The following is a 13,788-nucleotide window of genomic DNA, read 5'->3' on the forward strand; positions in this document are numbered from 1 at the left end:
GCATCTGGTCAGCATCAGTTCCCGAACATCCTGAGAGGCTGTCCGAACGGGCGTCTGGTCGGTGGCGCCACAACAGCCTGGTTGGCGCCGAAGCCCAGGCAGGAGCCCTGTCACCAATGACAAGCGATGTTCCTCATAATCGTCGACTTCGACGCGTGCCCGTGTAGAGTGAAGACCGCCCTTGACCTGCACAAAGCAGGCAGGGAGCCGTCTTCCAGGAGTCCAAAGTGCTGCGCACGATGTTCAAGTCCAAGATCCACCGCGCCACCGTCACCCAGGCCGACCTGCACTACGTGGGATCGGTGACCATCGACGCCGAGCTGCTCGACGCCGCCGACCTGCTGCCCGGGGAGCTGGTGCACATCGTCGACGTCACCAACGGCGCCCGGCTGGAGACGTACGTCATCGAGGGCGAGCGTGGTTCCGGGGTCATCGGGATCAACGGGGCGGCGGCCCACCTCGTCCGTCCCGGCGACCTGGTGATCATCATCAGCTACGCTCAGGTCACCGACGCCGAGGCACGCGAGCTGCGGCCCCGGGTCGTGCACGTCGACGCCGGCAACCGGATCGTGTCCCTCGGCGCCGATCCGTCGGAGCCGGTACCCGGCTCCGACCAGCAGCGCAGCCCCCAGGCCGTCCAGGCCTGACCGGCCGCGCGGACCACGACCAGGAGCGTGCCCATGGGTGACACCGAGATTCGTGACGACCGGGCGGCCGGCCGCCTGGAGGCCCTCGGCGGCGGTGAAGTCGTCGGCCGCATCGAGTACTTCGTCCTGGAGTCGCCCGCACGCGCCCTGGTCCCCGTCCACACCATCGTCGAGCCCGCCCACGAGGGCAAGGGCATCGCCGGATCGCTCGCCCGCGAGCTGTACGCCCTCGCCGAGCGCGAGGACGTCCCCGTGGCCCCGCTGTGCCCGTACGTCGTCAAGTGGGCCGAACGCCACCCCGACGTCGCCCCGCCGGCCGACCCGGAACTTCTGTCGGCCGCGAAGGACTGGCTGCGCGCGCACCCGGGACGGTTCTGAGCGGGCCGGCGGTTCCCGTGGTCCCGGCCACCCACCTGGACCCGTTCGGTGCTGCCGTCGGGTGAGTGCCGGGCCGGTCGTCGGGTAGGCGGGGGACAAGTCCAGAGGCGACGCTTCGTGACTGCCGGAGGACAACACCGATGACGAACCCGTATCCCGACCCGGTTCCGCCCGGTCCGACACCCGGCCCGGGCCCGACCCCGCCGGATCCGTACCCCAGCCCGGTCCCGAACCCCGAACCGAGCCCCCAGCCCGCCCCGCCGGGCCCCGGTCCGGAACCGGCACCGCCCGCGCCGGGCCCCGACCCGACCCCGCCGCCGGTTCCGCCCCACCCCGGCCCGCCCGGGCCACCGGACCCCTCCCCGTCCCCGATCCCGCCGGGCCCGGAACCGGTGCCGAACCCCGAACCAGGTCCACCCCTCACCTGACGACACCTCGGCACGCGTCGGCGCCTTCGCGGGCGTGGGGAACCGGGCGGCCCGAGTGGCCCGAGTGGCCATCGTCAGGCGGCCGCTCGGTTTCCCGCAGGCGAGCTTTCGGCCTGCGGGAGGGCCAGCGCCGGCCTGCCGTCGTCATGGAGTCGCCGGCCCGGCCGCCGGCCCGCCTGCCGCCGGCCCGCCTGCCGCGGCGCGTGCCGCGGTCGCGTCACGGCCGTCGCGCCCCGCCATCAGGCGAGCGGTCCCGCATCGAGCGGCGGCCGTATCGCCGTCCCGCCCCGTTCCGCCCGTAGGAATCCGGCGCAGCGGCGCAGCGCTCCGGCGCCGCCTCCGTCTGCGCTCAGCCCCGCGGTCACCCCTACCGTCGACGACCACCCGACCCCGCCGGTGCGCACTCTCCCCACCCGGGCCGCTCGCCCAGCGAGTACTTGGCACCCCCGTAGGTAGGCGGCACCCCCCGTAGGTACGCGGCCCCCGGCCGGTTCGCGGCCCCCACTGACAAACCCACCCCACGACCGCGCCCCCGTTGACGCGCCCCCGTTGACGCGCTCCCGGTCGACAACCGAGCCTCCCGTTGACGCGCCCCCTGAACCACCCCCCGACCCCGCCCCCTAAGCCGAAACCTCAGACCGATCCCCGCCCCACAGCGTGTGGAACGCGCCCTCCCGGTCCACCCGGCGGTACGTGTGCGCGCCGAAGAAGTCGCGCTGGCCCTGGGTCAGGGCGGCCGGCAGGCGTTCGGCGCGCAGGGCGTCGTAGTAGGCCAGCGCCGCCGCGAAGCCCGGGGTCGGTACTCCCTGTCGTGTCGCCGCGACGAGCACCTCGCGCCAGTCGTCCTGCGCGGCGGCGATCTCCCGTGCGAACGTCTCGTCCGACAGCAGGCTCGGCAGGTCGGACCGGGCGTCGTACGCGGCCCGGATGCGGTCCAGGAAGGCCGCCCGGATGATACAGCCGCCGCGCCAGATGGAGGCGACCTCACCGAGGTCGATGTCCCAGCCGTACTCCTCGCTGCCCGCGGCGATCTCGTGGAACCCCTGCGTGTACGACACGATCTTGGACGCGTACAGCGCCTGTTCGACCCGGTCGGCGAAGGCCGCCGCATCCGACTCGCCGAGGGGCGTCGGCTTCGGACCGGCCAGCCCCCGCGAGGCCTCCCGGAGCGCCGCGTGGCCCGACAGCGAGCGGGCGAACACCGCTTCCGCGATGCCCGACACCGGCACGCCCAGGTCCAGGGCGATCTGCACGGTCCAGCGGCCGGTGCCCTTCTGCTCGGCCTGGTCGACGACGACGTCCACGAACGGCTCACCGCCGGCGTCCACGTGGGACAGCACCTCGGCGGTGATCTCGATCAGGTAGGAGTCGAGCCGGCCGGTGTTCCAGGTGCGGAAGATGTCGGCGATCTGCGCGGGGGAGTATCCGGCGACGTCGCGCAGCAGCTGGTACGCCTCACCGATCAGCTGCATGTCGGCGTACTCGATGCCGTTGTGCACCATCTTCACGAAGTGCCCCGCACCGTCCGGGCCCACGTGGGTCACGCACGGCGCCCCGTCGGCGGCCTTGGCGGAGATCTTCTCCAGCATCGGGCCCAGCGACCCGTACGACTCGACCGACCCGCCCGGCATGATGCTCGGCCCGTGCAGCGCGCCCTCCTCACCGCCGGAGATGCCCGTGCCGACGAAGTGGATGCCGTGCTCGCGCAGTTCCCGCTCCCGGCGGCGCGTGTCCGCGAAGTGCGCGTTGCCGCCGTCGATGATCATGTCACCGGGCTCCAGGAGCGGAGCGAACTCCTGGATGACGGCGTCCGTCGGCTCGCCCGCCTTGACCATGACGACCAGGCGGCGCGGGCGCTCCAGGGCCGCCACGAAGTCCTTGGCGGTCTCGGCCGCGACGAAGTCGCCCTCGTGCCCGAACTCCTCCACCAGCGCCCGGGTGCGCGACACCGTACGGTTGTGCACGGCGACCGTGTAACCGTTGCGCGCGAAGTTCCGGGCGAGATTGCGGCCCATGACCGCCAGGCCCGTGACACCGATCTGCGCTGAAGTGCTCATACCGCCTGCTCCCTGGTTGCCTCGTGACTACGGCTCCGTCAGTACGGGCCCTCGCTCATCCTGACGTGCCGCTACGGCGAGCGCACTTGCGACCCGCCACGCATGTGTACGTGGCGACGGCGCCTTCCGCCTCACTCACCGGCCCGTCTGCCCGGGCAGGGGACGTTACCGGCCACTCTCCGGAACCGGGCGGCCGAAATCGCGTCTTGTCATGGCCAGTTCGCCGCACTTACTTTTGCCCCTCCTGACGCACCTTCTGACGCACCTCTGACGCACCTCCTGACGCATGCCGAGGGGACTTCGGACATGGCCGCACGCGGCCGGCACCGCCGGTACCAGCCGAACAGGATCAACCGCGCATCACTCACCGTCACGGCGGGCGGTGCCGGCCTCGCGATCCCGCTGGTCGCCGCCGGCACCGCGAGCGCCGCCGACGTGGCCACCTGGAACAAGGTCGCCGCGTGCGAGTCCAGCGGGAACTGGAGCATCAACACCGGCAACGGCTTCTACGGCGGCCTCCAGTTCACCCGGTCCACCTGGGAGGCGTACGGCGGCACCCACTACGCGGCGCGCGCCGACCTGGCCACCCGGGACCAGCAGATCGCCGTCGCCGAGAAGGTCCTCGACGGACAGGGGCCGGGCGCCTGGCCCGTGTGCTCGGGGTCCGCCGGGCTCACCCGCGGCGGCGGCAGCCCCGACGTGCGCACGGAGACCGTCTCGACCCACCCCGCCCAGTCCCGCCCCTCGTCCGGCTCCGTAAGGGACGTACGGGACGTACGCCCGCAGACCACTCCGCAGTCCCGCGCGGGCCGCGCCGAGATGTACACGGTGGTGCACGGCGACACGCTCTCCGGCATCGCCGGCGACCACCAGGTGCGGGGCGGCTGGCGCACGCTGTACGCGGGCAACCGCACGACGATCGGCACCGATCCCGACCTGATCGTGCCCGGCCAGCGGCTCAGCCTGAGCGGCACCCGCACCCGGACCGCGCCGCCCGAGGCCCCGAGGAAGAAGACGCCTCCGCCGCATCGCACCACGCACCACCCCGGCACGCCCCCGACCCGGCACGCGCTCGTCGCCCCGGTGACCGCGTCCGTCGGCACCGGCTACCACGTGGCCGGTTCCCACTGGTCGAAGGGCTACCACACCGGCGTCGACTTCCTCGTGCCCACCGGCACCTCCGTGAAGGCGGCGGCGGCCGGGCACGTGGTGTCCGCCGGCTGGGGCGGCTCGTACGGCTACCAGGTGGTGCTCCGGCACGCCGACGGCCGCTACACGCAGTACGCCCACCTGTCGGCGATCTCCGTGCGGGCCGGCCAGAGCGTCGGCGCGGGCCAGCGCCTCGGCCGCTCCGGCGCCACCGGCAACGTCACGGGCCCGCACCTGCACTTCGAGGTGCGGACGGGTCCGGGCTTCGGCTCGGACATCGACCCGCTCGCCTACCTCCGGGCGGGCGGCGTCAGAATCTGACACGCGGCACGGCAGTGGGCGCGGCACCACTCACCGGTTCGCCGCACTCGCCGCACGCGCGTCAGGAACCGACGCGCGTGCGCTGCCGGTCCAGTACCGGCAGCGGCACCCGCACGCCCCCGCGCAGCGGCGTGTACGGCGCGGGCAGCGCACCGCCGGGGTCCGTCCCGCTGCCGCCCGAACCCGGCCCGGGAAGCTCACGCGGAGCCGGCCCGGCCGTCCCGGCACCGGGCTCCACCGTGCGCTGCCGCGGTACGACGACGAGCCCCTCCGCCGCGTCCCGCACCGACGCGCCCCCGGCGGACGACGACGTCCCGGCGAACGCCCCCACTACCGGAGCCGCCTCGGCGAGCGCCCGCACCCCCGCAGCCGTTTCGGCGAGCGCCCTCACGCCGGGAGCGGTCTCGGCGGACGCCCGCCCGCCGGGAGCCGTCTCGGCCGATGCGCCTTCAGTCGCATCCTCTTCGGTGAACGCCCCCATACCCCCAGCCACCTCGCCGAGCACCGCCCCGCCGGGCACCGCCCCGCCCGGCACCGATGTGCCCCCCATCCGTTCCGTCGTCAGCATGACCAGGCCGCCCGCCGTCACCACCGCGCAGGCCAGCGCGAGCACCGTGCCCGTGCCGCCGTGGCGGAACGTCTCGCCGAACATCAGGACGCCCACCACGGCGGCCAGCACCGGGTTGACGACCGTCAGCGTGGCCAGGGGAGCGGTGAGTCCGCCGCCCCGGTAGGCGGCCTGGGACAGCAGCACGCCGGCGGCCGCGAACAGGCAGACCGCCGCGAGCGAGGCCAGGTCGGCCGGGCCGAAGCCCTGGGTCCGGTCCACGGCGACGGTCTTGGTGAACACCGACGACATGCCGAACGCGATGCCGGACGCGGTGGCGAGCAGGACGCTGCGCATGGCCGGATGCCGGTGCGCGGCCAGGCCGGCGCACATCAGGGCCACCACCGCCCCGCCGGTGACCAGGGCGGCCGCCACCCGCTGGGCCGGGGTGAGGGAGTGGGCGCCGGAGGTGCCGACCAGGGACAGCAGCCCGGCGAGTCCCACCGTGGCCATGAGAGCGCCACGCCAGGCCGTGGCGCCCGCCCGGCGGCCGACGCACAGCGCGGCCAGGGGCAGCGCGAAGACGATGGTCAGCGCGCCCAGCGGCTGGACGAGGCTGAGCGGACCGCAGGCCAGCGCCACGACGTGCAGCACGCCGCCGAGACCGTTGAGCGCCAGCGCGCCCCACCAGCCCGGGCGGCGCAGCGGCAGATACGTTTCGTGCGGGGCGGACACCGCGACCTGTTCCTGCACGATGGCCCCGCCCGCGTAGGCGACGGCGGAGACGAGCGACAGGAGCACGGACAGCGCCAGGGCGCTCATCGGCGTCTGCCGCGCGTACGGCGGGGGTTGCGGACCCGGCGTGACGGGCGGTCGGCTTCCATGACGAACACTCTGCCGGGTGGCGCCGGCCCCGTCGTCGTACCTGAGGCCTCAATACGTCCTACTACCGATGGAGTAGGCACCCGGCCGGTCATCCTCTGGCAGGGTGAGGAACGATCCGGCCCCGCGCGGCCGGCCCGGGAACGCACCTGGTAGGAGTGGCTGTCGTGGACCTCGCCCCCGATCTCGCCGCGCTCCGCTCCCTCGGCGGCTTCTTCGTCCTGCACACCCTCCCGCCCCCGCCTGCGGCCGCGGCCGGGGGCGGCGGCGGCCCGCACCGGCTCCCGACCCTCGCCGAGGCCTACGACGGGGTGGCCCCGGACGGCCGCCATGACGCGCTGACGCTGCGTGTCGCCACCGTCGGGGCCCGGTTGCGGACCGCCGAACCCCGGGTCGCCGCCTCCCTCGCCCAGCAGGGGCTGGCCGCCCGGCTGTGGTCGGCCGCGCTGGGCTGCGCCGTGCTGTACGGCCGGCTCCCCTCCCTGGACCCGGGTCTGCTGCGCTGGGACCCTCTGGCCTCGGCGCCCGACGACCTGTGGCTCACCGGGGTGCGCGCGCTGCCCGGCGACGCGGGCACCGTCGCCGCCGCCGTCCTCGACGCCCACCTGGAACCCCTGGGCGCCGCCCTGCGGGCCCGCTACGGCGTCGCCGCCGGCCTCCTGCGGGGCAACGCCGGTTCCGCGCTCGCCGCGACGGCCCGCGAACTGGCCCGCTGGGCCCGCTCCCACGGCCGTACCGACGCCGCGGAACGGGCCCGCGCGCTGACCGGCGAACTGTTCACCCACCCCCTGCTGCGCGCCACCGGTGCCCGCGCCGGCACGGCCTTCCGCCGCCGCAGCTGCTGCCTGTACTACCGCGTCCCCGGTGGCGGACTGTGCGGTGACTGCTGCCTCACCCGCCTCCCGCGCTCTTCCCCGCGCGCCGCATCTGGGTGACCATGGGGGAGAACGTGCCACCGAGACCAGGGGGTTGTCGGGTGCGAGTGGGACTGCTGAGCCGGGAGTACCCCCCGGACGTGTACGGCGGCGCCGGTGTCCATGTCGAGTTCCTCGCCCGCGAGCTGGCCTCGCTGGTGGACCTGGAGGTGCACTGCTGGGGCGAGGGACGCGGCGACGGTGTGGTACGCCACCGTCCCTGGTCCGCCCTCGACGGAGCCAACGACGCGCTGCGCACCTTCTCCGTGGACCTGGCCATCGCCGCCGCCCTCGATGGCCGCGAACTCGTCCACTCGCACACCTGGTACGCCAATCTGGCCGGCCATGTCGCCAAGCTGCTGTACGGCGTCCCGCACGTCGTCACCGCCCACTCGCTGGAGCCGCTGCGCCCCTGGAAGGCGGAGCAACTCGGGGGTGGGTACGCCCTGTCGGGCTGGGCCGAACGCACCGCTATCGAGGCCGCCGACGCGGTGATCGCCGTCTCGGGCGCCATGCGGGAGGACGTCCTGTCCTGTTACCCGGCGCTGGACCCGGCCCGGGTCCACGTCGTGCGCAACGGCATCGACACCCGGCTCTACCGCCCCGACAACGGCACCGACGCCCTCACCCGGCACGGCATCGACCCCGCGCGTCCCTACGTCCTGTTCGTCGGCCGGATCACCCGGCAGAAGGGCGTCCCCCATCTGCTGCGCGCCGTACGGGACATCGACCCCGGCGTCCAGGTGGTGCTGTGCGCCGGCGCGCCCGACACCCCGGAGATCGACCGGGAGTTCCGCGAGTTGTTCGAGGAGCTGAGCCGGGCCCGGTCGGGCGTGTTCTGGATCCCGCAGATGCTGCCGCGCCCGGAGGTGATCCAACTCCTGACGCGGGCGGCCGTGTTCGCCTGCCCCTCGGTGTACGAGCCGCTCGGCATCGTCAATCTGGAGGCGATGGCCTGCGGCACGCCGGTCGTCGCGTCCCGGGTGGGCGGCATCCCCGAGGTCGTGGACGACGGCCGCACCGGCCTGCTGGTCGACGTGGACGACGGTTTCGAGTCCGGGCTCGCCGGCGCGCTGGACGCCGTGCTCGGTGACCCGGCGGCGGCCCGGCGGATGGGGGAGGCCGGACGGGCGCGCGCGGTGGGCGAGTTCGGCTGGGACGCGGTGGCCCGCCGCACGGCGGGACTGTACGAGGAGATCCTCAAGGAGGCTTAGTCCGGCCGGCTCGGGGCAACCATGGTTTCAACCAGGGCTGAGGGGAGCGGGCATGCGTCGTGGAGGGCCTTCCGTGCTCGGGATCGTGCTGGCGGGCGGCGAGGGCAAGCGCCTGATGCCGCTCACCGCGGACCGCGCCAAACCGGCGGTCACCTTCGGCGGCACGTACCGCCTGGTCGACTTCGTCCTGTCCAACCTGGTCAACGCCGACGTGCTGCGCATCTGTGTGCTGACCCAGTACAAGTCGCACTCGCTGGACCGGCACATCACCACCACCTGGCGTATGTCGAGCCTGCTCGGCAACTACGTCACCCCGGTCCCGGCCCAGCAGCGGCTCGGTCCGCGCTGGTACCTGGGCAGCGCCGACGCGCTCCTCCAGTCCCTGAACCTGGTCCACGACGAACAGCCCGATTACGTGGCCGTGTTCGGCGCCGACCATGTCTACCGCATGGATCCGCGGCAGATGCTCGCGCAGCACATCGACGGCGGCGCGGGAGTGACGGTGGCCGGCATCCGGGTGCCGCGCGCGCAGTCCTCGTCGTTCGGGGTGATCACGCCGGGGTCGGACGGGGTCACGGTGGAACGCTTCCTGGAGAAGCCCGCCGATCCGCCGGGCCTGCCGGACGACCCCGGGTGCGTGTTCGCCTCGATGGGCAACTACATCTTCACCACCAAGGCGCTGATCGAGGCGCTGCACCGGGACGCCGAGGACACGCAGTCCGTGCACGACATGGGCGGCTCGATCCTGCCCCAGCTCACCGCGCGCGGCGAGGCCCTGCTGTACGACTTCAGCGACAACCACGTGCCCGGCGAGACCACCCGCGACCAGGGCTACTGGCGGGACGTGGGCACCCTGGACGCCTACTACGAGGCGCACATGGACCTGATCGCCGAGCGCCCGGCCTTCAACCTGTACAACCGCCAGTGGCCCATCTACACCCACTCGTACCAGCTCTCCCCGGCCCGGTTCAACGCGGGCGGCATCGCGAGCGAGTCCATCATCAGCGCGGGCTGCCTGATCCGCGGCCAGGTCAGCCGTTCGGTGCTCTCACCCGGTGTACGCGTCGATCCGGGCGCGGTCGTCCAGGGCTCGGTGCTGCACGACAACGTGCACGTCGGCCGGGGCGCGGTGGTCCGTGGCGCGGTCCTCGACAAGAACGTGGAGGTCCCGCCGGGCGCGACCATCGGCGTCAACCCGGAGCGGGACGCCGAGTTGTACACCGTCTCCAAGGAGGGCGTCATCGCGCTGGGCAAGGGGCAGCGGGTCCCCTGACCGACGCCCCGTCAGACCGCGGTTCCCGCGACGCGTTCCGCGCCGTCCCGACGGCAATGCCCGGGTTCACGCCGTTCGCCCTTCACGATGCAGGCAACGATGTCGAACCTTCGGAGGTCATCCGACATGAGAGGGACCCGGCGCACGCGGCTGTGTCTGGCCGGGGTGATGGCGGCGTCCGCGCTGGTCGCCACCCCCGCCGCACGGGCCGCCCAGCGGACCGACGGCCACCTCACCGATCTGGTGAACCCCTTCATCGGGACCCAGAACGAGGGCAACACCTTCCCCGGCGCGGCCGTGCCCTTCGGCATGGTGCAGCTCTCGCCGGACACCGGGCACAGCACCGGCTACGACTACGCGCACGATCGTGTCCGCGGCTTCTCCCTGGTCCACCTGTCGGGCGTCGGCTGCCGCATCGGCGGCGACCTGCCCGTGCTGCCCACCACCGGTGACGTCACCGAGACGGACTACGCCCGGTACGCGGCGGCCTTCTCCCACGACGACGAGGAGGCGAGCCCCGGCTACTACCGGGTGGGTCTCGCCTCCGGCATCCGCGCCGAACTGACCGCGACCGCCCGCACCGGTGTGCAGCGCTACACCTTCCCGGCCACCCGCAAGGCCAATGTCCTGCTGAACGCCGCCCAGTCGCTGCACAGGCCCGTCGGCAGCGCGGTGGAGATCCTCGACGACCACACCGTGCGCACGGAGATCACCGGGCACGGCTTCTGCCGGGACACCGGCCCGTACACCGTCTACACGGTCACCCGGTTCAGCCGGCCCTTCACCGCCTACGGCACCTGGGACGGCCAGGACGTCACCCCGGGCGCCCGCACCGGACACGGTGGCGCCTACGTCCGCTTCGACACCACCGGGGACCGCACCGTCGAGGCGACCACCGCTCTGTCGTACGTCGACGCGCGGGGCGCCGCCGGGAACCTGCGGGCCGAGGGCGGCCGGCCCTTCGACGCCGTACGCCACCGTGCCCGCGAGGAGTGGGAGGACCGGCTCGCGGCCGTCCGCGTGCGGGGCGGCACGACCACGCTCCGCCGGACGTTCTACTCCTCGCTGTACCGGTCGTACCTCGCGCCGAACGTCGGCAGCGACGCCGACGGCCGCTACTTCGGCTGGGACCGCCGCCCGCACCGCGCCCGGGGCTTCACGTACTACCAGAACTGGTCGCTGTGGGACACCTACCGCACCCAGGCCCAGCTCCTCGCCCTGCTCGCCCCGCGCGAGGCCCGCGACATGGCCCGGTCGGTGGTCGCGATCGACGAGGACGGCGGCTGGCTGCCCAAGTGGGGCTACGGCCCGGTCGAGACGAACATCATGACCGGCGACCCGGTCACCCCGTTCCTGACCACCGCCTACCACATGGGGCTGCTGAAGGGCTTCGAGGAGCGCGCCTACCGCGCCCTGAGGAAGAACGCCGACGGAGTGCCGCCCGCCGCGTACCCGGGCGTCGGCCGGGAGGCCGAGGCCGAGTACCTCGCCCATGGTTTCGCGCCCTACGTCAAGGGCCGCCCGTACGCCAAGATGGGCGACTCCGACTACCACCACGGCGCCTCCGTCACCCTGGAGTACGCCCTCGCCGACGCCATGCTCGCCCAGATGGCCCGCGGTCTCGGCCACGACGCCGACGCCGCCCGCTACGCGGCCCGCTCGCGGAACTACCGCACCATCTTCGACCCGGCCACCGGCTTCTTCCGCGCCCGCGACTCCTCCGGCGCCTTCACCGGCCCGGCCGACCCCGCCCGGGGCACCGGCTTCCACGAGGGCACCGCCTGGCAGTACCAGTGGCTCGTCCCGCAGGACCTGCCCGGCGTGACCGGACTGATCGGCGGCACCCGCGCGGCCAACGACCGCCTGGACGCCTTCTTCGCCTACGACCGGCTGCTCGCCGACCCGGAGCGGACCGCCCGCGAGGTCTGGGTGCACGGCGACCCGTACGCCTACTACAACGCGGCCACATACAACCCGCAGAACGAACCGGACCTGATCGCTCCGTACACGTACCTGTCCACCGGGCAGCCCTGGAAGACCACGGACGTGGTGCACGCGGCGCTGACCCTGTTCACCGACAGCCCCACCGGCATCACCGGCAACGACGACCTCGGCACGATGTCCGCCTGGAACGTCCTGTCGTCCATCGGGCTCTTCCCGGTCCAGCCCGGCTACGACACCTGGGGCCTGACCACGCCGGTCTTCGACCGCGTCGACCTGACCCTGGACCGCTCCTACTGGCCGCGCGGCCGGCTGACCGTGCGCGCGCCCGGTACGTCGGTCACCGACCGCTACGTCCAGGCCGTCCGCACCGACGGCGCACCCCACCGCCGGACCTATCTGACGACCGGGGCCCTGCGCTCCCTGCGCTCCCTGGCGTTCACGGTCGGCCCGCGCCCGTCAGGGTGGGGTACGTCACCCGGTGCGGCGCCGCCCGCCCTGCGGTGACCCCGGCGTGTCCTGCGGCCCGTCCCTTCCGGAGGGGCGGGCCGCCACCCGACGGTTACTTGAAGTAATGTGATCGCGCTTGACCGTAATCGTCCGCCGGGGTTTGACTTCTGGTCACCCGTCGTCGACGCGTGAGGAAAGCCCGTGACGTCCGACCTGCTCGCCCCGCTCGACCTGGCTTTCTGGAACATGGAGTCCGACCGGCACCCCATGCACCTCGGCGCGCTCGGCCTCTTCGCCGCACACTCGCCCACCGCCGGCGCCCACGCCGCCGACCTGCTGGCTGTCCGCGCCGCCGCCGTGCCCGGCCTGCGCATGCGCATCCGCGACGTCTGGCAGCCGCTCGCCTTCGGCGGTGCCACCCGGGAGAGCGCCCCCGACTTCGACCCGCTCGACCACGTACGGCTGCACGCCCCGACCGCCGACTTCCACGCCGCCGCCGGCCGGCTGATGGAGCGCCCCCTGGAACGCGGGCGGCCGCCCTGGGAGGCGCACGTGCTGCCCGGCGAGGACGGGACGTCCTTCGCGGTGCTGTTCAAGTTCCACCACGCCCTCGCCGACGGACTGCGCGCGCTGAAGCTCGCCGCGGGCATCCTCGACCCCGTGGAGCTGCCCGAGCGCGCGCCCCGCCCCGCCGAGCCGCCGCGCGGCCTGCTGTCCGACGTGCGCCGGCTGCCCGGACTCGTCCCCGAGCTGGTCAGGGGCGCCCTGTCCGACGCGGGCCGGGCCCTGGACATCGGCGCCTCGCTGGTCCGCTCCACCCTCGGCATGCGGCCGACCTCCGCGCTGGCCTCCGCGCCCAGCGGCACCCGCCGCACCGCCGGGGTCGTCCTCGACATCGACGACGTGCACCGGGTGCGCAAGAGCGCCGGCGGCACCGTGAACGACGTCCTCATCGCCGTCGTCGCCGGCGCCCTGCGCCGCTGGCTGGAGGAGCGCGGCGACGGCAGCGAGGGCGTGGCGCCCCGCGCGCTGATCCCCGTCTCCCGGCGCCGCCCGCGCGCCGCGCATCCGCAGGGCAACCGGCTGTCCGGGTACCTGATACCGCTTCCGGTCCACGACCCCGATCCGCTCGGCCGTCTCGGCACCGTGCGCACCGCGATGGTCCGCAACAAGGACGCGGGGCCCAACCGGGGCGCCGGCGCGGTCGCCCTGCTCGCCGACCACGTTCCCGCGCTCGGGCACCGGCTCGGCGGGCCCCTCGTCGGCCAGGCGGCCCGGCTGTGGTTCGACATCCTCGTCACCAGCGTGCCGCTGCCGGGGCTCGGGCTGCGCCTCGGCGGCCACGAGCTGACCGAGGTGTACCCGCTGGCTCCGCTCCCGCCCGGACAGGCGCTGGCGGTGGCGATCTCGACGTACCGCGGGCACGTCCACTACGGGCTGGTCGCCGACGCCCAGGCCGTGCCGGATCTCGACCGGTTCGCCCACGCGGTGTCGGCCGAGCTGGAGACGCTGCTGAGGGTCTGCGGGCACTGAGGCCGGGCCCGCGGGCGGCGGCCGGGAACGGGCCATTTGGTGCTGGGGCCGTGC

General features: G+C 73.8%; 10 protein-coding genes. 8 read left to right on the forward strand and 2 right to left on the reverse strand.

What is annotated here, in order from left to right; genetic code table 11:
• The first annotated feature begins 227 nt into the window (after nt 1-227).
• Both panD and ABZ117_RS18805 read left to right on the forward strand, forming a co-directional pair.
• Nucleotides 228-647: an aspartate 1-decarboxylase gene (gene panD, locus ABZ117_RS18800; RefSeq protein WP_356822092.1), complete on the forward strand. Its 420-nt coding sequence runs from the start codon at nt 228-230 to the stop codon at nt 645-647.
• 33 nt (nt 648-680) lie between these two features.
• Entirely contained in the window at nt 681-1,025 is a 345-nt protein-coding gene (locus ABZ117_RS18805) for a GNAT family N-acetyltransferase (RefSeq protein ID WP_356822094.1), read from the forward strand.
• A gap of 1,048 nt (nt 1,026-2,073) precedes the next feature.
• On the opposite strand, the gene gndA is transcribed toward ABZ117_RS18805, so the two are convergent.
• Nucleotides 2,074-3,510 (reverse strand): NADP-dependent phosphogluconate dehydrogenase, encoded by a 1,437-nt coding sequence (gndA, locus tag ABZ117_RS18810; protein ID WP_356822096.1) that lies wholly within the window; start codon nt 3,508-3,510, stop codon nt 2,074-2,076.
• Between the two features lie 306 nt (nt 3,511-3,816).
• Between gndA and ABZ117_RS18815 the strand changes: the two genes are divergently transcribed.
• A complete protein-coding gene (locus ABZ117_RS18815; protein WP_356822098.1) occupies nt 3,817-4,980 on the forward strand; it encodes a transglycosylase family protein in 1,164 nt (387 codons plus the stop codon).
• Nucleotides 4,981-5,041: 61 nt separating this feature from the next.
• Here ABZ117_RS18815 and ABZ117_RS18820 read toward each other — a convergent pair whose 3' ends face one another.
• A complete protein-coding gene (locus tag ABZ117_RS18820; RefSeq protein ID WP_356822100.1) occupies nt 5,042-6,349 on the reverse strand; it encodes a DMT family transporter in 1,308 nt (435 codons plus the stop codon).
• A gap of 227 nt (nt 6,350-6,576) precedes the next feature.
• Here ABZ117_RS18820 and ABZ117_RS18825 point away from each other — a divergent pair, with 227 nt between their 5' ends.
• The 5 genes from ABZ117_RS18825 to ABZ117_RS18845 all read left to right on the forward strand — a co-directional run bounded on the left by ABZ117_RS18825 (nt 6,577) and on the right by ABZ117_RS18845 (nt 13,734).
• Nucleotides 6,577-7,344 carry a (2Fe-2S)-binding protein gene (locus ABZ117_RS18825; protein WP_356822102.1) on the forward strand — a complete coding sequence of 256 codons (768 nt, stop codon included), beginning with the start codon at nt 6,577-6,579 and terminating at the stop codon, nt 7,342-7,344.
• Between the two features lie 41 nt (nt 7,345-7,385).
• Nucleotides 7,386-8,537, forward strand: coding sequence for a glycogen synthase (gene glgA / locus ABZ117_RS18830; protein ID WP_356822104.1), 1,152 nt, complete (start codon nt 7,386-7,388; stop codon nt 8,535-8,537).
• 52 nt (nt 8,538-8,589) lie between these two features.
• Nucleotides 8,590-9,810, forward strand: coding sequence for a glucose-1-phosphate adenylyltransferase (glgC, locus tag ABZ117_RS18835; protein WP_356822106.1), 1,221 nt, complete (start codon nt 8,590-8,592; stop codon nt 9,808-9,810).
• 126 nt (nt 9,811-9,936) lie between these two features.
• Nucleotides 9,937-12,258, forward strand: coding sequence for a GH92 family glycosyl hydrolase (locus tag ABZ117_RS18840; protein ID WP_356822108.1), 2,322 nt, complete (start codon nt 9,937-9,939; stop codon nt 12,256-12,258).
• Nucleotides 12,259-12,402: 144 nt separating this feature from the next.
• Complete coding sequence (locus ABZ117_RS18845; RefSeq protein WP_356822110.1) at nt 12,403-13,734, forward strand: wax ester/triacylglycerol synthase family O-acyltransferase; 1,332 nt, start codon at nt 12,403-12,405, stop codon at nt 13,732-13,734.
• Nucleotides 13,735-13,788 lie beyond the last annotated feature (54 nt).

It is taken from the genome of Streptomyces sp. NPDC006309 (assembly GCF_040613095.1).
Lineage (GTDB): Bacteria > Actinomycetota > Actinomycetes > Streptomycetales > Streptomycetaceae > Streptomyces.